Below are 25,695 nucleotides of genomic sequence, written 5' to 3'. Positions count from 1 at the left end.
TGTGATGGGGCTTACTTAACGACATCAGTATGCAAGCCCAATTCCATTAGATAAAGTGAATTCTCCTAAACAATAAGCATTAGAATTCACAAAGGAACGGGAATGCTTGACGTCCGGCGCCTGCGCCTGCTGCGCGAACTCAAGATCCGCGGCACCCTCGCGGAAGTCGCCGACGCCCTGCAGTACAGCCCCTCGTCGGTTTCCCAGCAGCTGGCCCTGCTGGAGAAGGAAGCCGGCGTCGAACTGCTGCGGAAAACGGGACGCCGGGTGCAGCTCACGCCGCAGGCGGAAGTCCTTGTGGCACACACCGCACAGCTGCTGGAGACCCTGGAGCAGGCGGAGGCCGACCTTGCAGCGTCGCTGACCACGGTGACCGGCACGGTGCGGATCGCGGTCTTCCAGTCGGCGGCCCTGGCTCTGATGCCCGACGCCCTGACCCGGATGTCGGCGAACTACCCGGAAGTCCGGATCGAGATGACCCAGCGCGAGCCCGAGACCGCCCTCCATGAGACCTGGGCACGGGACTTCGACCTGGTCATCGCCGAACAGTATCCGGGCCACGCCGCTCCCCGCTATGCCGAGCTGGACCGGATCCGCCTGACAGGCGACGCGATCCGGCTGGCCGTTCCGCCGCCGGGGCCGGGCCGGGCTGCCGTCGCCTCCCTTGCCGACACCGCGGGGATGCCGTGGGTGATGGAACCGCGCGGCGCCGCCTCCCGGCACTGGGCGGAACAGGCCTGCCGCAGCGCCGGTTTCGAACCCGATGTGCGGTTCGAAACCGCGGACCTGCAGGCGCAGATCCGGCTGATCGAGTCCGGCAACGCCGTCGCGCTGATGCCGGACCTGGTCTGGACCGGCCGGGGCACCACGGCGCAGTTGATCGACCTGCCGGGCAACCCGCACCGTACCGTCTTCACCTCCGTGCGACGCTCCAGTGCCGCCCGTCCTGCCATCGTTGCGGCGCGCGAGACCCTTGCCGCGACTGCCGCCTCGATCGCTCCGGCCGTCTAAGGCAGCACTCCGGCCGGTGTTCGCTGGCTCACAGCGCCCGCCGGGGACCGGGGCTAGACTGGGAACGTTATGAATCGCACAATGTTCAAGTCCAAAATCCACCGCGCCACGGTCACCCACGCGGACCTTCACTATGTCGGCTCGGTCACCGTGGACCTGGACCTGCTCGAGGCAGCCGACATCCTCCCGGGCGAACTGGTCGCCATCGTGGACGTGACCAACGGCGCCCGGCTTGAGACCTACACGATCGCCGGCGAGCGCGGCTCCGGCGTCATCGGCATCAACGGCGCGGCCGCCCACCTGATGCATGAGAACGACGTCGTCATCCTCATCACCTACGCCCAGATGACCACGGAGGAGGCCCGGGCCTACACCCCCAAGGTGGTCCATGTGGACAAGGACAACAAGGTCGTCCAGATCGGCAACGATCCCGCCGAAGGCCACACCGCCGGGCTGCTCCGGCCGCCCCACGCCCTGAATAACGCCGAGCTCAACTGAGGCCCGTGCCGTCGCGCGCCGGTTCATGACGTGCCGCGGACCGGAATACCGGCCCCGCGGATAAATCTGATTATTGTGGGGCGGTGACCTTCCTACCGCCCCGCCCGCAATACCCGCACCGCCGGGGCGCGGCGTGCTAGGCGTGCTGGCCGGTTTCTTCGTTGTCTGGACCATCATCCTGGTCGGCATGTTTATCGGCCGCCGCAATATCCTGGGCGAGAACGCCCGCTCGGTCCTGAGTGCCCTGACCTTTTTTGTGGCAAGCCCCGCGCTGCTCTTCGAAACGCTGAGCAAGGCCCGGCTCGGCGACGTCTTTGCGGCGCCGCTGCTGGTAGCGGCGGTGAGCGCGGTGACGACGGCGGCGGTCTACTTCGCTATCGTCAGGCTCCTGCTGCAGCGCCCGCTCCCCGAAGCCCTGGTGTCGTCGATGAGCGCCTCGCTCGCCAATTCCGCAAACCTCGGCATTCCGATCGCCGTGTTCGTGCTGGGCGACGCCAGCTACGTCGCTCCCCTGCTGATTTTCCAGCTGGCGTTTTTCACGCCCCTGTTCCTGATGATCCTGGACGCCACCACCACCGCGCACCGGACGACGCCCCTGAGCTTCGTGCTGATGATCCTGAAGAACCCCATGATCGTGGGATCCGGACTCGGGCTGCTGATGGCCGGGACGGGCTGGCAGGTCCCGGCCTTGGTCCTGGAGCCCATCCACCTCATCGGAGGCGCCGCGATCCCGGCGATGCTGCTTGCCTTCGGCATGAGCCTGAACGGATCCCGGCCCTTGCAGGCATCGGCGGCCCGCCGGGCCGACACCCTGCTGGCCAGCGGATTCAAGCTCATCGTCCACCCCGTACTGGCGTTCCTTTTTGCCCGTTTTGCCCTGGGCCTGCAGGACCAGGCGCTCTTCGCCGTCGTGGTCACCGCAGCGCTGCCGACCGCACAGAACGTGTTCGTGGTGGCCAACCGGTACCGGACCGGGCTCACCGTCGCCAAGGACACCGTCCTGATCACCACCGTGGTGGCCGTCCCCGCCCTGATCGGGGTAGCCCTGCTGCTGGCCTGAGCCCGGGCCCGGGTCAGGCCTGGTCAGCCCGGCCGAGTCCGGCTGAGCCCGGCTCAGGCGGCTCAGCCCGGGGCGAGGGCGACCGAGATGCTGTAGGGCGGCAGCGTGAGCGTGGCGTGCTTGTCCGCATCCACGGTCAAGCTGACCGGGGGGTCGTTGGGCTCCGGGTGGCCGCCGTTGCCCCTGCGGTGGGTCGGGTTCCATTTGTACTGCTCCGGGGAGTACTGGTCCACCTCAAGCGGTCCCCGCAGGGGACGGGCCTTGCCGCTGCTGTCCTGCATCAGACGCACGGTCACGGTCCGGCCGGGATCCTTGTTGAACAGGAGCACGGCGATCTTGCCGTCCGGGCGTCGGACCGAATAGGCCGTCACGAGGGCCTGGCCTTTGGCATCGTGCAGGTCGCTGGTGGTGCTGTAGAGGGTGTGCTCGCCGGTGCCGGCCTCCAGCCAGTGGTGGTTGACCAGCCGGGCGGCCTGGAAGGTTGCGATCGGGCGGATCTTCCATTCGTCGTAGAACTGGAACAGCATGAGGTTGCCCGCGGTGTCACATTTCTCCCCGACTTCGTCCTGGAACACCCAGTTCGGCTCGATCCCGTAGAAGTAGCTGCTCTCCCCGCCCATGGCCAGGAACATGGCGGAGGTCTCCGCGTTCACGATGGCGCCGGGCAGCCCGAGCTCGACCTCTCCGACGAAGGACGAGTAGCCGTATTCGGTGATCACTTTGGGAACGTCGGCCGGCAGCCCGGCGTCCGCCTGGCGCTTAAGCAGCGCTGCCAGCAGCCCGGGGTTCTGCGGCAGAGTCCCGGCGGGGTTGGCGCACACGTCGTCGAACGGGTACCACTCAAAGGAAAAGAAATCGAAATCCTCCATCGCGTCCCGCTGCCGCAGGTAGGAAACGAAGCGCCCGGTCCAGGACCTGACCCCCTTGTCGTCCGGCCAGTGCACCCAGTCGGGCAGGGTGGTCTGGTAACCCGGACCGCCGAATTCGAGGCCCGGGTTGACGGTCTTCATGGCTGCCGCCATCTGCAGATAGAGGGCGCCATAGTGCTCCGGCTGGGCAAGCTGCCCGTCGGGTTCCTCGCCGACCTCGACCCGCTGCACCGGGAAGCCGCGCTTGCCCAGGTACCGGGCGAGGGCGGCAGCATCCTCGGGGGTGCCGTAAAGCGCCGGGACCGGGACCATCATGGGCTCATCCTTGGTGATCCCGCTGGCGAAAAGCCGCTCGAAGCTGGCGTGCTCGTAGTCCGTGTCCAGGTCCTCCTTGCGGTGCCAGGGATCGGTCGACGACGTCCACATGACCGTCTGCCGGTGCGACCTGCGGTGGCGGACATGGTCGACGAACGAGGCCCCCTGCTGCTGCCCGACGTAAAGTTCCCGGACCGCGACCCCAAGCCGGTCGCGGATGTCCTTGGACCCGGCCGGCGCCGTGTTCGAATCCGCGGTGAGCAGGATGCGCAGGTACTGGACGTCGACCGGTTTGGTGGCGACCCGGACAGACTGGGTCCCCCCGGTGCCGCGGTGCGCTGCCTGCGGGAAGTCCTGCCAGGTCCCGTTGTCGACCGGAAAACGCGCGTCCCGGCCCTGCCAGCGCTGCACTTTGAAGCCGGTGGCGTACGGGGTGCCCCAGTCGAAGCGGACGGTGTCCACCGGGACGGCGTGCGGAAATTCGACCATGATCCACTGCGGATGGAGGCCGTCCGGTTGGCCGGTGAAATGGGAGTCCAGGTAGGGGTTGCTCTTCCAGAAAGTCGTGGTATCGCCGTCGTTGAGCCGGGAATGGCCGCTGTTCTTGCCCTGGTCAATCGTGTTGCCCCGGCGCGGGAGGCGGTAGCCATAGGAGACGCGGTAGTCCTCCACCGGCTCCGACGACGAGGTCCAGTAGCCCTGCTCCTTCCCGGCCTCGCTCCAGGTTCCCCGCGGGTTCCAGTGCCACGCCTTGACGCCCAGTTCGGTCCGCAGCCGGTAGCTCACCGGGCCGAAGCCGGCGGACTTCATGGCCTCGACGTTCCGAGGCGTCCAGACCCGGTCGATTTCGTTCTCCTCGAGGCCGTCCACGCCGACGCCCATGGAGCGGTGCCCCTCGAACGAGTTCACGGGTTTGTCCACGGCGATGCTGATTGTCCCGTCGACCGGGGGCAACGGCCCGGGTTCGGCGCCCCGCAGCGCGACGGTCGAACCGATCCAGATGCCCGCGGCCGCGACGACGGCAACGGATGCCAGGGCGATACGACGCATGGGTCGTCGGGTGGGTTTTTGCTGCTCAGCATCAGGCGCCATGAGGTCCTCGGGTCCGCGGTAGTCCGACTTGGGCATGGGGAATTCAGCCGGGCGGCCCTGAGCCAGCCACCCGCGACAGCAGGGCCGTCGAGACAATCAAATCCCAGTGTGCCGGGCGATCCGGGAAATTTCTACGGCCCGGAGGCTCTGGTTTTGATCCCTTCCCTGCCTGCCGTGCACGGCGCTGGCCCGGACTGCCGGCATCGCCACAGGGCGGCAGCGGCGTGGCACGCGGACCACAACCCCGGCCGACCCTAAGCTGGAAAAGGCCAAAATCGGCCGCGGAAGCAGGCCGGCAACGGGGGAAGCAGTGCGCAGGATGGATACACGCCGCGGCGCGGCCGGCTGGGTCGCCTGCGTCCTCGCTGGCCTCCTGCTGGTCACTTCGACGGGCTGCGCCGGGTCCGGGCCGGCCGCCGGAGTCGGCAAACCTGCCGCGCCCGCGACCGCCACGGCCGCCACGATCCCGGCCGCGCCCAAAACAGCGACTACCGCAGCGGCCGGCAAAGCCGCCAAGGCCACGGTGCCGCCACCCGGACAATCGGGTGCTGCGCACACCGCCCTCAAAATGCTCTCAACGCTCCCCGTCAAGGGCCGGGCCCCTAAAACCGGCTACTCCCGGGACCAGTTCGGCCAGGCCTGGGCCGACGTCGACCGCAACGGCTGTGACACCCGCAACGACATGCTGCGCCGGGATCTGACGGCCGCCGCCCTCAAACCCGGGACCCAGGGCTGTGTGGTCCTCTCCGGCACCCTGTCGGATCCGTACACCGGCACGTCGATCGCCTTCGTCCGGGGCGCGGCGACCAGCACCGCTGTACAGATCGACCACGTGGTGGCCCTCAGCGACGCCTGGCAGAAAGGCGCGCAGCAGCTGGCCCCGGCCCGGCGCGTGGCCTTCGCCAACGACCCGTTGAACCTGCTGGCCGTGGACGGGCCGGCCAACATGCAAAAGAGCGACGGCGATGCCGCCACCTGGCTGCCGCCGAACAAGGCCTTCCGCTGCACGTACCTGGCCCGCCAGATCGCGGTCAAGGCCAAATATGCGCTGTGGGTCACGTCCGCCGAGCGGGACGCCATGGCACGGGTGCTGGGCAACTGCCCGGCCACCCCGGCCGGGCCCACTCCGCGGCCGACGGCGCCGAAGACGGCCGCCGCGCCTGCGCCAGCCGCGGTCCCGCCGCCCCCGGCTGCGGTAGTCCCGGCGCGCCCTGCCCCCGTGGCCGCTGACCCGGCCGCCGCGTATTACGCCAACTGCGCCGCCGTCCGGGCCGCGGGCGCCGCCCCGATCCGGCGGGGGCAGCCGGGCTACAGCAGCCGGCTGGACCGGGACGGCGACGGCGTCGGCTGCGAGTAACCCGGCCCCCTGGGTCCGTGGGGCTCAGGCGGGGGCGAGTTCCGCCACGCCGGCGAGAAGTTCGACCGAGCGCAGCCGCTCCTCGACGCCAGGGCTCTGGTGCGCGACGATCAGTTCGTCGGCGTCGGCGTGGGCCGTGAACTCCTCGAGATAGTCCAGTACCGCGGCCGGCGTGCCCACGGCGGAGTACCGCATCATCTGCGCCATGTGCTGGCCCTGCGGTGAATCCAGGATCATATCCGCCTCGTCGTCGCTGAACTCACGGCCGTTGCCGAAGAACAAGGAGACCCGGGCCCGTTTGGTGGCCTGGAACATCGCCTGGGCGTCGGCGGCGGAATCAGCGGCGATCACGTTGACGCCGGCGATCACATGCGGGGCCTCAAGCTGCGCGGAGGGCCGGAATTCGCGGCGGTAAAGGGCCACCGCGTCCTGCAGCGCGCTGGGCGCGAAGTGCGAGGCGAACGCGTAGGGCAGCCCCAGCTGGGCGGCGAGCTTCGCCCCGAACAGCGAGGAGCCGAGAATGTAGAGCGGGACGTTGGTGCCCTTGCCCGGGGTCGCTTCCACGCCGGGAATGCGGGTAGGGCCGGTCAGGTAGCCCTGCAGCTCCAGGACATCCTGCGGGAAGCTGTCTGCGCTCATCGGGTCGCGGCGCAGGGCCCGCATGGTGTTCTGGTCGCTGCCGGGCGCGCGGCCCAGGCCAAGGTCGATCCGTCCCGGGTGCAGCGTCTCCAGGGTGCCGAACTGTTCGGCGATGGTCAGCGGAGCGTGGTTGGGCAGCATCACCCCGCCGGCCCCGAGCCGGATGGTCTTGGTGTGGGCGGCGATGTGGGCGATCAGCACACTGGTCGCGGAAGAGGCAATGCTCGACATGTTGTGGTGCTCGGCGTACCAGATGCGCCGGTAGCCCAGCTCCTCGGCGCGCTGCGCCATGGCCACGCTGCCGGCGAAGCTTTCCGCCGCCGTCTGGCCCTTGCCGATAATTGCCAGGTCAAGGATGGAAAGCGGAACAGTCACGGAAAAGCCGGCCTTTCGTAGCGGAAAAGTGGGGAGATGCGCGGGGCCGTCGTGCGGTCGGGCGCCTACAGGTGGCAACGACGGCGGTGCCCGTCTTATTTCTGCCAATCTCCGTTGCGGTGGCCACACTGGCGGAATACTCAGCACCCTTACTGTGTTGCGGATTCTATGAGCAACGACAACCCGCAGCATCAGGATCAGTCCGCGACGATCGACTTGAAGGATCTGGGAACGGTCCACCGGCTGGGCTTTGGCGCCATGCGCATCGTCGGTGACGGCGTCTGGGGCGAACCCGCCGACCGCGACGCCGCCATTGCCGTCGTCCGCCGCGCCGTCGAGCTCGGCGTCGACTTCATCGACACCGCCGACTCGTACGGGCCCAACATCAGCGAGGAGATCCTCGCCGAAGCCCTGCACCCTTATAAAGAGGGCCTGAAGATTGCCACCAAGGTCGGCTTCGCCCGTACCGGCCCGGACGAATGGGTGCCGCTGGGCCGGCCCGAGTACCTCCGGCAGCAGACCGAGCTGAGCCTGCGCAAGCTCAAAGTCGACGCCCTGGACCTGCTGCAGCTGCACCGCATCGACCCCAAGGTCGACCCGGAGGAGCAGTTCAGCGTGCTGCGCGACCTGCAGAAAGAGGGCAAGGTCAAGGCCCTCGGCCTGTCCCAGGTCAGCGTTGCCGACCTGGAGCTCGCCGGCCGGTATTTCACCGTCTCGACGGTGCAGAACCGGTACAACCTGACGGACCGCAGCTCCGAGGATGTCCTCAACTACGCCGAAGAACACGGCATCGGCTTTATCCCCTGGGCCCCGATCTCGGCGGGGGAACTGGCCCGCCCGGGCGGCCCGCTGGAGACGGCCGCCGCCCGCCTTGGCGCCAGCACGTCGCAGGTGGCCCTCGCCTGGCTGCTCCGCCGGTCCCCGGTCATGATGCCCATCCCCGGCACCGGCTCGGTCAAGCACCTCGAGGAAAACCTGGCCGCCGGCGGCGTCGTCCTCGACGATGCCACTTACACCGAACTCGAAGCCGCACGCTGAACCCCTCACCCCATCCCCGCCGGCCCCGTGGCCGGCAGAACAGGAGCACACCATGGCTAACATCCTGATGGTCGTATCGGCCGCCGATTCCCTCACCATGCGCGACGGCAGCAAGCACCCCACCGGCTACTGGGCCGAGGAACTCGTGGTCTCGCACCAGACCCTGAAGGACGCCGGGCACAGCGTCAGCATCGCGACCCCCGGCGGCGCCAAGCCGACCGTGGACCAGGTCAGCCTGGCCGCGGAGTCGGCTGGCGGGCAGGACCGCGCCGACAGCTTCCGCGAGTACATCGCCGGCATCGACGCCGAACTCTCCGCCCCGCTGGTGCTGGCCGACGTCGACCTCTCCGGCTACGACGCGATCGTAATGCCCGGCGGCCACGGCCCGATGGCCGACCTGTTCCAGGACGCCGACCTCGGCCGGCTGCTGGTCGAGGCCAACAAGGCCGGCAAGGTCATTGCCCCCTTCTGCCACGGTCCCGCCGGCCTGCTGAGCGCCGTCGACGACGCCGGAACCTTCGCCTTCGCGGGACGCCGCCTGACGGTGTTCACCAACGAGGAGGAACTCGGCGGCGGCACCGGGGAAAACACCCCCTGGTTCGTTGAGGACGAGCTCAAGGCCAAGGGCGCCACGGTGGAAAACGGCGCGGCCTGGAGCTCCAACGTGGTCCGGGACGGCAACCTCATTACGGGGCAGAACCCGCAGTCCAGCGCGGACGTGGCCAAGGAAGTCGCCGCGGCCCTCGCCGGATAGCCCGGCTTCCCTGCCGAAATAAAGACTGACCTTAGCCGGGTCCGGACTCCCGGACCCGGCTAAGCTAACGCCATGGCCATCAAAACCACTGCAGATAAAGTCGCCACCATCCAGAAGGGCTACACACTGGAGGGGCCCACCATCGAGCTGGGAGCCGCGATCGTCGACGGCGAACTCCACAAGGATGCCCCCGTCCGGTTGCCGCTGGCGATGATGAACCGGCACGGCCTGGTCGCCGGCGCGACCGGCACGGGTAAGACCGTGACCCTGCACATGATGGCCGAACAGCTCTCCACCGCCGGGGTGCCGGTGTTCCTCGCCGACATCAAGGGCGACCTTTCAGGCCTGGCGACGGCAGCCGCCGGGTCGGAGAAGCTGAAGGCCCGCACTGACAGCATCGGCCAGCCTTGGTCCGGCAAGGCGTTCCCGGTGGAGTTCCTGGCCCTGGGCGGCGACGGCGCCGGCATCCCGGTCCGGTCAACCATCACTTCCTTCGGGCCCATCCTGCTGTCCCGCGTGATGGAACTCAACGAGACACAGGAATCCAGCCTGCAGCTGGTCTTCCACTTCGCGGACAAGAACAACCTCGAACTGATCGACCTAAAGGACCTGCGGGCGGTCATCCAGTTCCTGACCTCCGACGAGGGCAAGGACGAACTCGCCAACCTGGGCGGTCTCTCCAAGTCGACGGCCGGCGTCATCCTCCGCGAGCTCATCACCCTGGAGGCGCAGGGCATGGAGAAGTTCTTCGGGGAACCGGAGTTCGATACCGCCGAACTGCTGCGGACGGCCCCGGACGGGCGCGGCGTCGTGACCTGCCTGGAGCTGCCCACGCTGCAGACCAAGCCGATGCTTTTCTCCACGTTCCTGATGTGGCTGCTGGCCGACCTGTTCGAGGACCTGCCGGAGGCAGGCGACCTGGACAAGCCGAAGCTCGTCTTCTTCCTCGACGAGGCGCACCTGCTCTTCAACGACGCATCCAAGGCGTTCCTGGAGGCGATTACCACCACGGTCCGGCTCATCCGGTCCAAGGGCGTCGGCATCTTCTTCGTGACGCAAACCCCCAAGGACGTCCCCGCCGACGTCCTGGGCCAGCTGGCCAACCGGATCCAGCACGCCCTGCGCGCGTTCACTCCCGAGGACGCCAAGGCGCTCAAAGCCACGGTGTCCACGTTCCCGATCAGCGACTATGACCTTGAGGAGACGCTCACCTCCGCCGGGATCGGCGAAGCCGTCATCACCGTCATGAACGAGAAGGGCGCTCCCACCCCGGTTGCCCTGACCCGGCTCCGGGCCCCGGAGTCCGTAATGGGCCCGAGCGAAGACTCGCTGGTCGCCGGCACAGTGGCCGGCTCCGCCCTGCTCGCCAAGTACGGCACTGCTGTGGACAACGTCTCCGCGTACGAGAAGCTCACGGCCCAGACCGCAGCGCCGACCGGCCCCGCTGCCGGGGACGCCCGGGACGGCGGCGGCCAGGACCAGGCCGGCGTCGACGCCGATGCCCGCCGGATCGAGGAAGAGATCCTGGGCCGGCCGAGCAGCCGTCCCGCGGCGGCGCCCGAACCTCCGCGCGCCCCGCAGCGCCGGGCACCGCAGCCGCAGGAGTCCGGCGGGATGGCCGGGGACCTCGCCGGCGCGCTCGGCGGCGCCCTGGGCGGCGGCCTGAAGAGCATGGCACGGTCGCTGGGCACCCAAATCGGCCGGGAGCTGCTCCGCGGGGTCTTCGGCACTTCCTCCAGGCGGCGTAGGCGGTAGCGCGCCGGCCCTAGCGGGTAGGCGGTAGTGCGCAAGCGGTAGCGCCCGGACGCCCGGGCTGACCGTCATGGTGCACGTCACACTGCAACCCCGGGAGACCGGCATTCGGCCACCCGGCAGGTAACGTAAGGTACGTGCAAATGAGTCAGGCGTTGGTCAGGATCGCAGCCGCGTGGCTGCTGGGCCTGATGCTCGCCGTGGCCGGCGCCGTCGTCGCGGTTAACCTGGTCAACAATTCCATTGCCAGTCCGCAGCAGCCGGTCCGCGAGTATCTGGACGCCCTGCGCAAGGGTGAAGGCGAGAAGGCCCTGGGCCTGTTGCATGCCTCGGTGCCGCAGAGCAACCCCGCCATGCTCGACGGGGAGGCCCTGAAGACAGCCACTGCCCGGATCACCGACGTGAAATTCGGCGACGCCGAGGACCGCGGCGGCAACCAGGTCATGGTCCCGATCGATTACACCATCGACGGGAACCAGCTTCACACCGAGTTCCTCTTGCAGAGCTCGGGAACCCAGTGGCTTTTCTTCCACGATTGGTCCTTCGTGCCGGCCGCGCTGCCGGTGGTGGATGTGACCGTGGTGAACTCCAGCCAGGCCAGCCTCAACGGGGTTCCGGTGAACATGCCCGACGGGCGTAACACCTTCGCTGTGTTCTACCCCGGCGAATACGAGGCATCCCTGGACGACCAGTACTTCGCAGCCCCCGCAACCAAGGCCACCGTCACCAGCCGGGACATGCCCTCGGCACCACTGGACCTGTTGACCCAGGCCACCGACGGCCTCAAGGACGCCGTCTCGGCCAAGGTCAAGGAATTCCTGGACGGCTGCGCCGAGCAGGCCGACAAGCGGCAGCAACTCCAGCCCGCGTGCCCGTTCTACCACGCCACCAACAACCGGGTCGTGGACGGCACCATCGACTGGAGCATCGCCGACTATCCGGCGGTCAGCATCGAGCCTTTCGGCGGCCGCTGGGTTGTCGCCCCGCTGGACGGCAAAGCGAGGATCAAGGCACGGCAGGTGGACCTGTTCACCGGCGCCGTCACGGAATTGAACGCCGTCCATGACTTCAGCTTCACCACCCGCCTGGACATCACCGGCGACACGGTGAAGCTCACCCCCCAGCTCAACTACTAGCCCGCCCGCGGGCCGGCCTTAACGCCGGAGGGCTGCCGGTCGCGGCGTCAGCACACGAACGGCAGCCCTCCGGGCGGGCGGCAACCTAGTCCATGCCGCGCAGGTCGAGGACCAGTTCACTGTCCCCGTCGGCCTGCAGCACCACGGGGATGCCCCAGTCCTGCTGGTACAGGTGGCACGCGGCGTGGTCCGGAATCTCGCCGTCGGCGTCCTCCGGGCCGTCGCAGGCCGCCGCACGGGCGGTGATGTGCAGGACGCCCTCGGGGACGTCGGAGGCGAGCTCCAGGGTGCGGAGCAGCCCGACGGAGGTCCCGCCGCCCGCCACCAGCAGCTCGGGCGGGGTGGAGGAGATCTTCAACTGGGTCGGATCGCCCCAGCGGTCGTCCAGCTTCTGCCCGGTCGGTGCCGTGAAGCGCACCGTCAGGGACATCAACCCGGGAGCGACCGGGCTCTTGGGCCGGTGGGTCTGGGATGCCCCTTCGTCGACCTGCTGCGCTTCCTTGGGGATCGGGACGTACACGAGCTGGTGCTTGTTCGCCTCCACCACGACCAGCAGCGGCTCGGCACCGGCAACGTGGGTGTGGTCAACGATCACGTCGGAGGGTTCGGACAGGCCCCGCGCCAGCGTGGACACCGTCCCGGTGGCCGGGTCGTAACGGCGGACTGCGCCGTTGTACGTGTCGGCGATCGCCACCGAGCCGTCGGGCAGCACCGTCACGCCGAGCGGGTGCTGCAGCCGGGCGTCCGCTGCCGGGCCGTCGCGGAAACCGAAGTCGAACAGTCCCTTGCCGACGGCGGACTCGACGGTGATGGCGCCGTCGTCGGCGATCACGAGTTTGCGCAGCGCGGAGGTCTCCGAGTCGGCGACCCAGACGTTGCCGTCCGCGTCCTCGGCCAGCCCGGAGGACTGGGCGAACCAGGACTCGGCGGCGGGCCCGTCGAGCAGGCCCTCGAGGCCGTTGCCGGCGATGATGTTCACGGCGCCGGACAGCGGGTCGAAGCTGAAGATCTGGTGCACGCCAGCCATGGCCACCACGACGGCGTTGAGCTTGCTGGACCAGACGACGTCCCAGGGGGAGCTCAGTGAGACCTGGAGCGGGTCCGCTTCCAGTCGGCTGCCGTACGCGGCGCCTTCCTCATCCACACGGGCGGGCCCGGTTTCGAGCAGCCGCTGCACGCCGTTGCCGGCGAGCGTCCTGACGCTGCCGTCGGCGAGCGACAGGCCGCGGAGCCGGTGGTTGACCGAGTCGGCGATGACGACGTCGTAGCCGGCCTTCGCGGCCGCGTCCTCGGGGAGCAGCACCAGGCCCTGCGGCTCGTTGAAGCGCACGTCGGCTGCCGCGCCGTCGGCATGGCCCTTCTCGCCCGAACCATACGTGGCCAGCACGGTTTCGAAGTCGGTCGACAACTGCACGACCCGGTGGTGGCCGGTGTCGGTGACCAGCCAGGAGCCGGCGCTGTCCGCGCCGCCGGCCACTGATCCGCCGCGGCCGGCGGGCAGGAACAGGGCCTTGCCCGGGAACCGCAGCGTGCCCGACGTCGGCTCCGGGGCCACGTAGGGGCCGTCCCCGCGGTGCAGGGTGCCCTTGGCCTCGTGCTCGGCGATCAGCTCCGGGATGAGCACCGCGAGGCCGTCCGCGTGGCCCTCACCGGACAGGTGCGCCACGATATAGCCCTCGGGGTCGATCACCACGAGCGTGGGCCAGGCCCGGGCCGTGTAGGCCTTCCAGGTGTCCAGTTCCGGGTCGTCCAGGACAGGGTGGCGGATCTCGTAGCGCTCGACGGCGGCGGCGAGGGCCACCGGGTCGGCTTCGTGCTCGAACTTGGGCGAGTGCACCCCGACGGTCACGAGGACGTCGGAGTACTGCTGCTCGAGCGGGCGCAGCTCGTCCAGGACGTGGAGGCAGTTGATGCAGCAGAAGGTCCAGAAGTCGAGCAGCACGATCTTGCCGCGCAGGGATTCGAGGTCCAGGGACTTGCCGCCGGTGTTCAGCCAGCCCCGGCCCACAAGTTCGGAGGCCCTGACCCGGTGGTGGGTGCGTACGGTTTCGCTCATCAGCGTCCTTCCAGCTTTGAATTGCGTTCTGCCAGCTTCGCGTCGCGTTCGGCGAGCTGGGCAAACATATCGTTGTAAGCGGTGAGATCCGCGTCGTTATTCCTGTCCGCCGCCCGGTCGGTCCGCTTGGACTCGCGCGCGTCGGAACGTGACCACATGACGGCGACGCCGATTGCCACGAGCAGGGTGGGCACCTCGCCGATCCCCCACGCCACGGCCCCGCCCTTCTGCTGGTCCAGCAGGGCCGAGTCGCCCCAGGTCCGGCCGAGGTTGCCGAAGTAGTCCGCCGCGAGCAGGCCGGAGCCGCCCATGATGGCGACGCCGAAGAAGGCGTGGAAGCCCATCGTGGCCAGCAGGAGCAGCAGCCGCATCGGGTACGGCGCGCGGCGCGGCAGCGGGTCGATCCCGATCATGGTCAGCACGAAGATGTAGCCGGTGAGCGTGAAGTGCAGGTTCATCAGTTCGTGGCCCACGTGGTCGCGCATGGCGTAGCCGAAGGCGTCGGAGTAGTAGAAGAGGATGATGGAGCCGGCGAAGTTGGCCGCGGCGAACAACGGGTGCGTGACGAGCTTGGAGAATTTTGAGTGCACGAAGATCAGCAGCCATTCCCGCGGCCCGCGCGAGCTGTCGCGCCGCGCGGATAGCGCCCGCAGTGCGAGCGTGACCGGCGCGCCCAGGACCAGGAAGATCGGGGCCACCATGGTCAATGCCATGTGGTCCACCATGTGCGCCGAGAACAGTACCCGGCCATAGACCGACGGCGGCCCGGACGTGATGTATGTCAGGATTACCAGACCGATCACCCAGTTCACGGCGCGGAACCAGGACCATGAGTCGCCCCGCCGGCGGAGCGTCCGGATCCCCAGGATGTAGGACACGAGCCCAATGGCCGCGACGGCGACCCAGAGCCAGTCGAACCGCCATTCCGTCAGCCAGCGCTGCGGGGTCAGCTCCGGAGGCAGCTCATAACCGGAGAGAATGAAGGCCGGGGACGCGTCCGGGGCAAAGGTCGTCGGTTGCGGCGGCGCCGAACGGCCCAGCGCCACAGCAATACCCGACGTCGCCCCCATGATGAGCAGTTCCGCGAGGACCAGCTGCCAAAGGACGCGGCGGGCCGAAAGGCTTCCTCCGTTGCCGTCGAGCTGCGGGATGATCCAGCGACGGTGCATCAGCCCGATCCCGCCCAGGATCAGGACCGCCGCGGTCTTGGCCAGAATCAGCTGGCCGTAGGCGGACCCGGTGAGGTCGGCCCAGTTCGAAATCCTGATGCTGGCGTTGATGACGCCGGAGGCAAACACGAGCACGAACGCGAAGCCGGCCAGGGCAGAGAAACGGCTCAGCGCGGTGCCGGTGGCATCGCTTCGCCCCCGGTCGCCGGGTCCGGCGGCCAGGACGCCGGACAGCAGGGCCAGGACGATGATGCCGCCGACCCAGACCGACACCCCTACCAGGTGCAGGCCGAGCGAGTTGATGGCGCCCTCGTGGTCGTTGGAGCTGGCCGAGTGGCCGATCAGCGCCACCGGCACTAGGCCAGCCAGGGCCAGCACCAGCGTCAACGCCAGCGCCCCGGGCGCGCGGACGCCGAACAACGCCGTCGTGACGACGGCCGCGATGATGACGACGGCCAGCCAGGCGCGGCCGGTGTCGATGTCCGTCATGAAGTAGACGAGGGACCTGGTGAACTGCGGGTCTCCCGCGACCGCCTGCCCGGCAATGTCCGAGTAGCTCAGGACCAGCACGGCAACGGCTGAAAGCGTCCATCCGATCCCGGCAACGGCCGCGATGGCCAGCGCCCGGGTGAAGGCTGGGTGCTCCGGCTCGTCCGTGTTCCTGCCCCTCCGGCCCGACAGGTTCCGGGGCAGGATGCCGACCGCGAAGATCAACGCGCCGACGACGGTGGCGAAAGAGATGTTGTGCAGGGCTTTGCTGACGGGCAGGCCCCACCGGACCAGGGCGCCGGGATCAGAGACCGCGCGGGCGCCGGCTGCACCGGAAAACAGCAGCGCCGCGACCAGCCCGATGAGGACTGCTCCGAGGCCCGCGGCGAGCCACGGCCGGCTGATGGCCGGCACGCCGGCGCCCGGGCCGGATGCTCCCCGGGGGGCGGGCGCTGCTGGGGTTCGGGATTTTGCTGCAGAAGGCACACCTCCATTGTCCGCTACCCCCGCCCGCGGGCCGAATCCGGGCCCCGCCGCTTAACGCAAAGGAGCGGCAACCCGGCTGGGTTGCCGCTCCTTTCAAGCGGTAGAAGAAGGACTACTTCTTCTTGGCGACGGCGGCCTTCAGCTTGGAGCCTGCGGTCAGCTTGACGCTGTGGCCGGCTGCGATCTGGATGGTCTCGCCGGTCTGCGGGTTGCGGCCGGTGCGGGCCGCGCGGTCGGTGCGCTCGACGGCGAGCCAACCCGGGATGGTGATCTTTTCGCCCGCGGCGACAGAGGTCTCGAAAACCTCGAACAGTGCGTCGAGCACGGAGTTGACGGCTGCCTGGCTGGTGCCGGCCTTGCCAGCTACCTCTGCAACAAGTTCACTACGGTTCTTAGCCATTTATGTCCTCCTGGACGGTTCTAATCTCTGAAGCCTGCACGCGGCGTGCGTGCAGACCACTCCCCGAAAACTTACCAGCTTGGCGCCGCCGAGGGGGCAAATTCCGCGTGTTTTCGCTGTTTTTTCGGGAAAATCACGGGTTCAGAGGCTTCAGCTGCCCATAATCGGCCAACCCGGTAGCTCTCGGCGCTCCGTTAGGGCTGCCGGGTGGTTCCTGGTGGTTAAAGTGGGAGAGCCTCCAACCTGGTGGTTGGAGGCTCTCGACCTGAATGATGTTCCGGCGGTGACCTACTCTCCCACACCCTCCCGGGTGCAGTACCATCGGCGCTGTGGGTCTTAGCTTCCGGGTTCGGAATGGGACCGGGCGTTTCCCCCACGCTATGACCGCCGTAACCCTGTTACCCGACCCACCCTGTTGGGGGTGGTGGGAAATCTGTGTGGTTACAACATGTGGTGTTGTATTCAGTTGTTTTGGTTCCTTGCAACGTGCCCGTGGCGGGTTTGTTGGTTGGGAACCACATAGTGGACGCAAGCAGTCTTGTTCTCTTTTCTTCTCTCCTGGTGTGAACCTCTTTTGAAGGAACGGTTCACGGAGGGAAGGTGTGGTGTAAGTTATCGGCCTATTAGTACCGGTCAGCTTCACGAGTCGTTAGTCCTCGCTTCCACATCCGGCCTATCAACCCAGTGGTCTGGCTGGGGGCCTCTCACACACAAGGTGTATGGAAATCTCATCTCGAAGCGAGCTTCCCGCTTAGATGCTTTCAGCGGTTATCCCATCCGAACGTAGCTAATCAGCGGTGCACTTGGCAGTACAACTGACACACCAGAGGTTCGTCCGTCCCGGTCCTCTCGTACTAAGGACAGCCCTTCTCAAATTTCCTGCGCGCGCAGCGGATAGGGACCGAACTGTCTCACGACGTTCTAAACCCAGCTCGCGTACCGCTTTAATGGGCGAACAGCCCAACCCTTGGGACCTACTCCAGCCCCAGGATGCGACGAGCCGACATCGAGGTGCCAAACCATGCCGTCGATATGGACTCTTGGGCAAGATCAGCCTGTTATCCCCGAGGTACCTTTTATCCGTTGAGCGACGGCCATTCCACAATGTACCGCCGGATCACTAGTCCCGACTTTCGTCCCTGCTCGAGATGTCTCTCTCACAGTCAAGCTCCCTTGTGCACTTACACTCGACACCTGATTGCCAACCAGGCTGAGGGAACCTTTGGGCGCCTCCGTTACTTTTTAGGAGGCAACCGCCCCAGTTAAACTACCCATCAGGCACTGTCCCTGACCCGGATTACGGGCCGAAGTTAGATGTCCAAAGTGACCAGAGTGGTATTTCAACGATGACTCCACCCGGACTGGCGTCCGGGTTTCAACGTCTCCCACCTATCCTACACAAGCCACTCCGAACACCAATACCAAACTATAGTAAAGGTCTCGGGGTCTTTCCGTCCTGCTGCGCGTAACGAGCATCTTTACTCGTACTGCAATTTCGCCGAGTTTATGGTTGAGACAGCGGGGAAGTCGTTACTCCATTCGTGCAGGTCGGAACTTACCCGACAAGGAATTTCGCTACCTTAGGATGGTTATAGTTACCACCGCCGTTTACTGGGGCTTAAATTCTCAGCTTCGCCTTGCGGCTAACCGGTCCTCTTAACCTTCCAGCACCGGGCAGGAGTCAGTCCGTATACATCGTCTTGCGACTTCGCACGGACCTGTGTTTTTAGTAAACAGTCGCTTCCCCCTGGTCTCTGCGGCCCCTGCACGCTCCGGACAGCGTGTGTCCATCACGATAGGGGCCCCCCTTCTCCCGAAGTTACGGGGGCATTTTGCCGAGTTCCTTAACCATAATTCTCTCGATCGCCTTAGTATTCTCTACCTGATCACCTGTGTCGGTTTGGGGTACGGGCGGCTAAAACCTCGCGTCGATGCTTTTCTCGGCAGCATAGGATCACCGGATCCCCCCGTACGGGGGTCCCATCGGGTCTCAGGCTTCATGAACGGCGGATTTGCCTACCGTTCGCCCTACATCCTTAGACCGGGGCAACCATCGCCCGGCCCGGCTACCTTCCTGCGTCACACCTGTTAATACGCTTGCCTCCCAGGATCAGGTCCCGCGCTCCACCAAAACCCTTCACCCACAAGGGGTGTCGGGCAGGTCTCGGGCGGTTAGTATCCCCTGTTCAGCATGGGCGGTTTTTCGCCGGTACGGGAATATCAACCCGTTGTCCATCGACTACGCCTGTCGGCCTCGCCTTAGGTCCCGACTTACCCAGGGCAGATTAGCTTGACCCTGGAACCCTTGATCATTCGGCGGACGGGTTTCTCACCCGTCTTTCGCTACTCATGCCTGCATTCTCACTCGTGTAGGCTCCACCGCTGGTTTCCACCGCGACTTCACTGCCCACACGACGCTCCCCTACCCATCCACACTCCTGAACCACGAAGGCTTGGATAAAATGTGAATGCCACAACTTCGGCGGTGTACTTGAGCCCCGCTACATTGTCGGCGCGGAATCACTTGACCAGTGAGCTATTACGCACTCTTTTAAGGATGGCTGCTTCTAAGCCAACCTCCTGGTTGTCTTCGCAACTCCACATCCTTTCCCACTTAGCACACGCTTAGGGGCCTTAGTTGGTGGTCTGGGCTGTTTCCCTCTCGACTATGAAGCTTATCCCCCACAGTCTCACTGCTGCGCTCTCACTTACCGGCATTCGGAGTTTGGCTGACGTCAGTAACCTTGTAGGGCCCATTAGCCATCCAGTAGCTCTACCTCCGGTAAGAAACACGCAACGCTGCACCTAAATGCATTTCGGGGAGAACCAGCTATCACGAAGTTTGATTGGCCTTTCACCCCTACCCACAGCTCATCCCCTCCATTTTCAACTGAAGTGGGTTCGGTCCTCCACGACGTCTTACCGTCGCTTCAACCTGGCCATGGGTAGATCACTTCGCTTCGGGTCTAGATCACGCCACTGCAACGCCCTGTTCAGACTCGCTTTCGCTACGGCTTCCCCACACGGGTTAACCTCGCGACGTAACACTAACTCGCAGGCTCATTCTTCAAAAGGCACGCCGTCACAACTACAAGGCTGCTCCGACGGATTGTAAGCACACGGTTTCAGGTACTGTTTCACTCCCCTCCCGGGGTACTTTTCACCTTTCCCTCACGGTACTGGTCCGCTATCGGTCATTAGGGAGTATTTAGGCTTATCAGGTGGTCCTGACAGATTCGCACGGGATTTCTCGGGCCCCGTGCTACTTGGGATACTTCCCAGGCGGCGTGACAGCATTACGGTTACGGGGCTCACACCCTCTCTGGCCGGCCTTTCAAGACCGTTCACCTATACCCACGCACTCACCTCACCAGTCCGGCAGAACTGGAACGGAAAGTCCCACAACCCCGACCATGCAACGCCCGCCGGCTATCACACATGGAACGGTTTAGCCTGATCCGCGTTCGCTCGCCACTACTAACGGAATCACTATTGTTTTCTCTTCCTGCGGGTACTGAGATGTTTCACTTCCCCGCGTTCCCTCCACGCACCCTATGTGTTCAGATGCGGGTCACCAGATCACTCGCGCGTCTGGCGGGGTTTCCCCATTCGGACACCCTGGGATCACAGTCCGGTTATCGACTCCCCCAGGCTTATCGCAGATTCCTACGTCCTTCTTCGGCTCCTAATGCCAAGGCATCCACCGTGTGCTCTTAAAAACTTGACCACAAAGATCAAGGAGTAATTTCGAGAAAACCATGGAAACCAACCCCACACCCCAAACGGGTGTGGAACCAGATCCAGGTTCATATATCTTGGAAATTGCTTCTTATAAAAGATGCTCGCGTCCACTATGTAGTTCTCAAACAACAACCCCGTACCACACACCCCACACACCAGGCCCCCAAGGGAACCAACCAGTGCGCGACGCGTCGCAGCCGGGAAACCAGAAACACAAGCCCCACACCCCGCACCCCCTTCCCCGAGGGAAAGAAAAGCACAGGCCATGGTCCTGTTGTCTCAGGACCCAACAGTGTGCCAAACACGAAACCACCCATTCACACGCCCGCACCGTTCCAGGACACCCGCCCCAAAAGGAGCGGTACGTGTCCGTACTGGGTGCCGGCAGAAAATCCGGCGGCCGCTATTTGCTGATATTCCACCCGTGAGCACCCGCCGCAGAACTTGCGTCTGCGCAACGGGCGTTACTCCTGACAACACCACCACACAAACACAGGCTTGGCGGGGTTGTTGTAGGTGCTCCTTAGAAAGGAGGTGATCCAGCCGCACCTTCCGGTACGGCTACCTTGTTACGACTTAGTCCCAATCGCCAGTCCCACCTTCGACAGCTCCCTCCCACAAGGGGTTAGGCCACCGGCTTCGGGTGTTACCAACTTTCGTGACTTGACGGGCGGTGTGTACAAGGCCCGGGAACGTATTCACCGCAGCGTTGCTGATCTGCGATTACTAGCGACTCCGACTTCATGGGGTCGAGTTGCAGACCCCAATCCGAACTGAGACCGGCTTTTTGGGATTAGCTCCACCTCACAGTATCGCAACCCTTTGTACCGGCCATTGTAGCATGCGTGAAGCCCAAGACATAAGGGGCATGATGATTTGACGTCGTCCCCACCTTCCTCCGAGTTGACCCCGGCAGTCTCCCATGAGTCCCCGCCATAACGCGCTGGCAACATGGAACGAGGGTTGCGCTCGTTGCGGGACTTAACCCAACATCTCACGACACGAGCTGACGACAACCATGCACCACCTGTAAACCGGCCACAAGTGGGGGACCTGTTTCCAGGTCTTACCGGTTCATGTCAAGCCTTGGTAAGGTTCTTCGCGTTGCATCGAATTAATCCGCATGCTCCGCCGCTTGTGCGGGCCCCCGTCAATTCCTTTGAGTTTTAGCCTTGCGGCCGTACTCCCCAGGCGGGGCACTTAATGCGTTAGCTACGGCGCGGAAAACGTGGAATGTCCCCCACACCTAGTGCCCAACGTTTACGGCATGGACTACCAGGGTATCTAATCCTGTTCGCTCCCCATGCTTTCGCTCCTCAGCGTCAGTTAATGCCCAGAGACCTGCCTTCGCCATCGGTGTTCCTCCTGATATCTGCGCATTTCACCGCTACACCAGGAATTCCAGTCTCCCCTACATCACTCTAGTCTGCCCGTACCCACCGCAGATCCGGAGTTGAGCCCCGGACTTTCACGGCAGACGCGACAAACCGCCTACGAGCTCTTTACGCCCAATAATTCCGGATAACGCTTGCGCCCTACGTATTACCGCGGCTGCTGGCACGTAGTTAGCCGGCGCTTCTTCTGCAGGTACCGTCACTTTCGCTTCTTCCCTACTGAAAGAGGTTTACAACCCGAAGGCCGTCATCCCTCACGCGGCGTCGCTGCATCAGGCTTCCGCCCATTGTGCAATATTCCCCACTGCTGCCTCCCGTAGGAGTCTGGGCCGTGTCTCAGTCCCAGTGTGGCCGGTCACCCTCTCAGGCCGGCTACCCGTCGTCGCCTTGGTGAGCCATTACCTCACCAACAAGCTGATAGGCCGCGAGTCCATCCAAAACCACAAAAGCTTTCCACCCCCCACCATGCGATGAGGAGTCATATCCGGTATTAGACCCAGTTTCCCAGGCTTATCCCAGAGTTAAGGGCAGGTTACTCACGTGTTACTCACCCGTTCGCCACTAATCCCCGGTGCAAGCACCGGATCATCGTTCGACTTGCATGTGTTAAGCACGCCGCCAGCGTTCATCCTGAGCCAGGATCAAACTCTCCGTTGAAAACAAACAGACACAACCAACAACCCCGGGAAAACGGGGAAAGAAGGCTGCACAAAATTTGAAACCAGCTGTAAAAACCATGCCATCCACGGGGGTGGACAACACAGCCAAAACAACCAATCAATAAAACAATTGGTATCAACAAACTTGGCACACTATTGAGTTCTCAAACAACAGACACACCCGGCACCACCACAACCCCTCAAGGGTCCCGGCTCGCTCCGGAGCAACTTTTCAAACTTACCCGAAAACTTATTCTGAAGCAAATTCATTCTTGCGGACCTAAATCCGGAGACGAACCAGCCTCACCATAATTTCCTGCAACTGAAGGGTCGCGGGAACCTTGGTTTGAATTGTTTTTGGGGGTTTGGCCGCCTCCGGTACTCCAGCTTTCGGCTGGTCTCCCTCGCGGCGACTTAGAAAACAATACACCCAGACGGTCCCGACTGCAAACCCTCCACCGGACCGCCGTGGACGGGCTCCGGCCGCGCAGAAAACCGCGCCAGCCCGCGGCAGCGGCGCCCTCGCCGCGCATCCGCCCCTGGCTAAGCGCCCGCACATACAGCTGTATCGTCCGTCACCTTTCTTCCCCGGCGCGGATACCATCGGAGGCGTGAGGGCACACCAGCGGCACCGCATCCCACTCCCGCTTCATCGCCGTGTCTCCGGGCCGGCAGTGAACGGGCTCTCCGAAGACGATGTCGCTGCACGCCTTCAAAGCGGGCTGGACAACCGCGCTCCGGACAAGACGAGCAGAAGCCTGTGGCAGATCTTCCGCGCCAACGTCCTCACCCTCTTCAACGCAATCGTCGGCTCGAGCTTCTTGGTCCTTCTGTTCCTGGGCCGCTGGCAGGATGCGCTCTTCGGACTTGCCGCCGCAGGAAACGCGGTGATCGGCGTCGTGCAGGAATTCCGGGCCAAACGCTCTCTGGACCGCCTGGCGGTCCTGGACGCGCCGCGGGCCCGGGTGCTCCGGGACGGGAGCATCCGGGAGATCGCAACCGCCGACGTCGTCCGCGACGACATCCTGGTGCTGCGCGCCGGCGACCAGGTCACGGCGGACGCGTCGGTCCTGGAGGAGTCGGGACTGGAGGCCGACGAGTCCCTGCTCACGGGAGAGTCGGATCCGGTGGCCAAGAACGCCGGCGCCGAGGTGCTTTCGGGGTCCATCATTGTGGCCGGGCATGGCAAGGCGAGGGTAGTGCGGGTCGGCGCCGAATCATTCGCGAGCCGTCTCACGGCGGATGCGCGGAGGTTCTCGCTCGTCAACTCCGAGATCCGCAACAGCCTCAACCGTGTGCTGCGCTGGATCGCCTGGGCCATCCTGCCGGTCGCGGCGGTGGTGATCAACGGCGAAATCCAGGCCCGGGGTGGCTGGCACGCGGCCGTCACGACGGGAACGTGGACGGCCGCCGCCGTCGGCGTGATCGCCAGTGTGATTGCCATGGTCCCCCTGGGCCTTGTCCTTTTGACCAGCGTCGCCTTCGCCGTCGGCGGGCTCCGGCTGGCCGGCCATAAGGTCTTGATCCAGGAGCTCGCCGCGGTGGAAGGTCTGGCGCGCGTCGACGTCCTCTGCATGGACAAGACCGGGACCCTGACCGAGGGCGGCCTCCGCTTCGAGGGCGTCCATCAGCTGACGCCCGCACCGGCTCCGGGCTGGCAGCAGGCGCTGGGCTGGTTCGCCACCGAACCGGAGGCGAACGCCACTGCCCGGAGCCTGGCCGCAGCCTTTGAGGACGACGGCGGATCCCAGTCCGTGTCCTACATTCCGTTTTCTTCCTCCCGGAAGTGGAGCGGGGTCAGCTTCGGCGGCGGGAGCGGATCGACGCCGACCTGGATCCTCGGCGCCCCGGAGATGGTTCTGGGTGCCGCGGCCCGCCAAGGCGGCGGTGCCGGCGGAAATTCGCCGGCACTAAGGTCGGGCCAGGCCCCGCCGGCGGCCTGCCTGGAGGCGGAGCCGGCGCCCGAGCAGGTGCTGGATCAGGCCGGGGAGCTGGCGCGGTCCGGGCTGCGCACGCTGCTCCTCGCGGCCTCAGCTGACGGGCTATCCGCGTCCGGCGAGGATCCGGCGCTTCCCCGAAGGCTGCAGCCCGTGGCCCTGCTGACTTTCCGCGAGCAGGCCCGTCCCGACGCGCGGGAAACGCTGGACTTCTTCCGCGCCGAGGGCGTCGAGCTGAAGATCATCTCCGGCGACGACCCCCGAACCGTGGCGGCCATCGCGCGGCATGTCGGCCTCGAAATATCCGACGGTTTCGACGCCCGCCAGCTCCCCGTGGATCCCACGGAACTGGAAGAGACCATGGCCCGGCACACCGTCTTCGGCCGGGTCACCCCGGAGCAAAAGAAGGACATGGTGGCCGCCCTCCAGCGGCGCGGGCACACCGTGGCCATGACCGGAGACGGGGTCAACGATGCCTTGGCCCTGAAGACGGCGGACCTTGGCATCGCCATGGACTCCGCCGCCCCGGCCACCAAAGCTGTGGCGCGCCTGGTCCTGCTGGACGGCCGCTTTGACCGGCTGCCCGAGGTGCTGGCCGAAGGCCGGCGCGTCATTGCGAATATCGAGCGGGTATCCGGCCTCTTCCTGAGCAAGACGGCCTATTCCATCGCCATCGCCGTAACCTTCGGGCTGCTGCAGTGGCCGTTTCCCTTCCTGCCCCGCCAGCTCTCGTTTACGGACGGCCTGACGATCGGCATCCCCGCCTTCTTCCTCGCCCTCATGCCCAACGCCCGGCGGTACCGCGCCGGCTTCCTGCGGCGCTCACTCTCGTTCTCGCTGCCGGCCGGGCTGATCGTCGCCGCAAGCCTCTTGGTGTTGACTGCCGCTGCGGCACTGGACGGGCCGGCGGGGGCGGGGGAGCTCCGCTCCGCGGCCGTGCTCACGCTGTCGGTTGTGGGCCTCTGGATCCTAGCCGTCGTATCCCGGCCCCTCACCTCGGGAAGGGCTGCCGTCCTGGCGGCGATGTTCGCGGCCCTGATCGTTCTTTACAACCTGCCCCTCGCCCAGGACTTCTTCCTGATCGGCTGGCCCCCCGCGGGCCTGATGACCGCCGCCCTACTGGCGGGTGCCGGCGGCGGCCTGGCCATCGAAGTTCTGGCCTGGTGGCACCGGCGAAAGTTCCCCCGCTAACGTCCGTTCCCACCCGACGCTCCCTCACGTCCGGCGCCCTCCGCCCCGACGCTTCCTCATCTTTGGCGCGTTCCCACCCGACGCTCCCTCACGTCCGGCGCCCTCCGACCCGACGCTCCCTCACGTCCGGCGCCCTCCCAGCGGACGCTCCCTCGCCTCCGGCAACCCTCGCCTCTTGACACCCGGCGGCCTCGTGCGGACGCTCCAGCCCAGTTACCGCTGCTTCGCGGCCTTGGTTCCTTCGGTAATCCCCGGGTTGGCGCGGACTCGCTCGGCT

14 protein-coding genes and 3 rRNA genes are annotated in these 25,695 nt (G+C 65.8%); 9 read left to right on the top strand and 8 right to left on the bottom strand.

Translation table 11 applies throughout. The features are described 5' to 3' along the window. Window positions 1-102: 102 nt before the first annotated feature. The 3 genes from ACTWLI_RS07005 (at window position 103) to ACTWLI_RS06995 (ending at window position 2,569) form a co-directional block, all read left to right on the top strand. Window positions 103-1,011 (top strand): LysR substrate-binding domain-containing protein, encoded by a 909-nt coding sequence (locus ACTWLI_RS07005; RefSeq protein WP_445155911.1) that lies wholly within the window; start codon window positions 103-105, stop codon window positions 1,009-1,011. 69 nt (window positions 1,012-1,080) lie between these two features. Further along, window positions 1,081-1,509, top strand: coding sequence for an aspartate 1-decarboxylase (gene panD / locus ACTWLI_RS07000; protein ID WP_445155910.1), 429 nt, complete (start codon window positions 1,081-1,083; stop codon window positions 1,507-1,509). A gap of 133 nt (window positions 1,510-1,642) precedes the next feature. Further along, a complete protein-coding gene (locus tag ACTWLI_RS06995; RefSeq protein WP_445155909.1) occupies window positions 1,643-2,569 on the top strand; it encodes an AEC family transporter in 927 nt (308 codons plus the stop codon). Window positions 2,570-2,631: 62 nt separating this feature from the next. Here ACTWLI_RS06995 and ACTWLI_RS06990 read toward each other — a convergent pair whose 3' ends face one another. Next, window positions 2,632-4,881 carry a galactose-binding domain-containing protein gene (locus ACTWLI_RS06990; protein WP_445155908.1) on the bottom strand — a complete coding sequence of 750 codons (2,250 nt, stop codon included), beginning with the start codon at window positions 4,879-4,881 and terminating at the stop codon, window positions 2,632-2,634. 283 nt (window positions 4,882-5,164) lie between these two features. Between ACTWLI_RS06990 and ACTWLI_RS06985 the strand changes: the two genes are divergently transcribed. Continuing rightward, window positions 5,165-6,202: a GmrSD restriction endonuclease domain-containing protein gene (locus tag ACTWLI_RS06985; RefSeq protein WP_445155907.1), complete on the top strand. Its 1,038-nt coding sequence runs from the start codon at window positions 5,165-5,167 to the stop codon at window positions 6,200-6,202. Window positions 6,203-6,226: 24 nt separating this feature from the next. Here the strand turns inward: ACTWLI_RS06985 and ACTWLI_RS06980 are convergent, their stop codons facing one another. Continuing rightward, window positions 6,227-7,216: an LLM class flavin-dependent oxidoreductase gene (locus tag ACTWLI_RS06980; RefSeq protein ID WP_445155906.1), complete on the bottom strand. Its 990-nt coding sequence runs from the start codon at window positions 7,214-7,216 to the stop codon at window positions 6,227-6,229. Window positions 7,217-7,384: 168 nt separating this feature from the next. Between ACTWLI_RS06980 and ACTWLI_RS06975 the strand changes: the two genes are divergently transcribed. The 4 genes from ACTWLI_RS06975 (at window position 7,385) to ACTWLI_RS06960 (ending at window position 11,896) form a co-directional block, all read left to right on the top strand. Further along, window positions 7,385-8,254 (top strand): aldo/keto reductase, encoded by an 870-nt coding sequence (locus tag ACTWLI_RS06975; RefSeq protein ID WP_445155905.1) that lies wholly within the window; start codon window positions 7,385-7,387, stop codon window positions 8,252-8,254. A 52-nt stretch (window positions 8,255-8,306) separates the two neighbouring features. Then, a complete protein-coding gene (locus ACTWLI_RS06970) occupies window positions 8,307-9,008 on the top strand; it encodes a type 1 glutamine amidotransferase domain-containing protein (protein WP_445155904.1) in 702 nt (233 codons plus the stop codon). Window positions 9,009-9,080: 72 nt separating this feature from the next. Further along, window positions 9,081-10,763, top strand: a complete 1,683-nt coding sequence (locus ACTWLI_RS06965) for a helicase HerA-like domain-containing protein (protein WP_445155903.1) — start codon at window positions 9,081-9,083, stop codon at window positions 10,761-10,763. Window positions 10,764-10,903: 140 nt separating this feature from the next. Beyond that, the gene (locus ACTWLI_RS06960) at window positions 10,904-11,896 is read left to right on the top strand and encodes a hypothetical protein (RefSeq protein ID WP_445155902.1); all 993 of its coding nucleotides are present in this window, start codon (window positions 10,904-10,906) and stop codon (window positions 11,894-11,896) included. A gap of 85 nt (window positions 11,897-11,981) precedes the next feature. On the opposite strand, the gene ACTWLI_RS06955 is transcribed toward ACTWLI_RS06960, so the two are convergent. From ACTWLI_RS06955 to ACTWLI_RS06930, 6 genes are all read right to left on the bottom strand, one after another. Beyond that, window positions 11,982-13,952, bottom strand: coding sequence for an NHL domain-containing thioredoxin family protein (locus ACTWLI_RS06955; protein ID WP_445155901.1), 1,971 nt, complete (start codon window positions 13,950-13,952; stop codon window positions 11,982-11,984). Then, the gene (locus ACTWLI_RS06950) at window positions 13,952-16,096 is read right to left on the bottom strand and encodes a cytochrome c oxidase assembly protein (protein ID WP_445155900.1); all 2,145 of its coding nucleotides are present in this window, start codon (window positions 16,094-16,096) and stop codon (window positions 13,952-13,954) included. The genes ACTWLI_RS06955 and ACTWLI_RS06950 overlap by 1 nt, the downstream gene beginning before the upstream one ends. Before the next feature lie 112 nt (window positions 16,097-16,208). After that, window positions 16,209-16,496, bottom strand: a complete 288-nt coding sequence (locus ACTWLI_RS06945; protein WP_011776355.1) for an HU family DNA-binding protein — start codon at window positions 16,494-16,496, stop codon at window positions 16,209-16,211. A gap of 275 nt (window positions 16,497-16,771) precedes the next feature. Beyond that, window positions 16,772-16,888 (bottom strand): 5S ribosomal RNA (rrf, locus tag ACTWLI_RS06940). Window positions 16,889-17,098: 210 nt separating this feature from the next. Continuing rightward, window positions 17,099-20,223: ribosomal RNA gene (locus ACTWLI_RS06935) — 23S ribosomal RNA — on the bottom strand. A gap of 541 nt (window positions 20,224-20,764) precedes the next feature. Next, window positions 20,765-22,288, bottom strand: a 16S ribosomal RNA gene (locus ACTWLI_RS06930). Together the 16S, 23S and 5S rRNA genes form the textbook arrangement of a ribosomal RNA operon. Before the next feature lie 676 nt (window positions 22,289-22,964). Between ACTWLI_RS06930 and ACTWLI_RS06925 the strand changes: the two genes are divergently transcribed. Next, entirely contained in the window at window positions 22,965-25,418 is a 2,454-nt protein-coding gene (locus ACTWLI_RS06925) for an HAD-IC family P-type ATPase (RefSeq protein WP_445155899.1), read from the top strand. Window positions 25,419-25,695: the final 277 nt, after the last annotated feature.

Source organism: Arthrobacter sp. Hor0625, from assembly GCF_052567525.1.
This window is presented reverse-complemented; position numbering and strand designations above follow the sequence as displayed.

Bases quoted from the DNA above. Each gene is read 5' to 3' on its own strand.
- ACTWLI_RS07005 (WP_445155911.1), top strand. From the start codon at position 103: ATGCTTGACGTCCGGCGCCTGCGCCTGCTGCGCGAACTCAAGATCCGC.
- panD (WP_445155910.1), top strand. From the start codon at position 1,081: ATGAATCGCACAATGTTCAAGTCCAAAATCCACCGCGCCACGGTCACC.
- ACTWLI_RS06990 (WP_445155908.1), bottom strand. From the start codon at position 4,881: ATGCCCAAGTCGGACTACCGCGGACCCGAGGACCTCATGGCGCCTGAT.
- ACTWLI_RS06985 (WP_445155907.1), top strand. From the start codon at position 5,165: ATGGATACACGCCGCGGCGCGGCCGGCTGGGTCGCCTGCGTCCTCGCT.
- ACTWLI_RS06975 (WP_445155905.1), top strand. From the start codon at position 7,385: ATGAGCAACGACAACCCGCAGCATCAGGATCAGTCCGCGACGATCGAC.
- ACTWLI_RS06970 (WP_445155904.1), top strand. From the start codon at position 8,307: ATGGCTAACATCCTGATGGTCGTATCGGCCGCCGATTCCCTCACCATG.
- ACTWLI_RS06965 (WP_445155903.1), top strand. From the start codon at position 9,081: ATGGCCATCAAAACCACTGCAGATAAAGTCGCCACCATCCAGAAGGGC.
- ACTWLI_RS06960 (WP_445155902.1), top strand. From the start codon at position 10,904: ATGAGTCAGGCGTTGGTCAGGATCGCAGCCGCGTGGCTGCTGGGCCTG.
- ACTWLI_RS06955 (WP_445155901.1), bottom strand. From the start codon at position 13,952: ATGAGCGAAACCGTACGCACCCACCACCGGGTCAGGGCCTCCGAACTT.
- ACTWLI_RS06945 (WP_011776355.1), bottom strand. From the start codon at position 16,496: ATGGCTAAGAACCGTAGTGAACTTGTTGCAGAGGTAGCTGGCAAGGCC.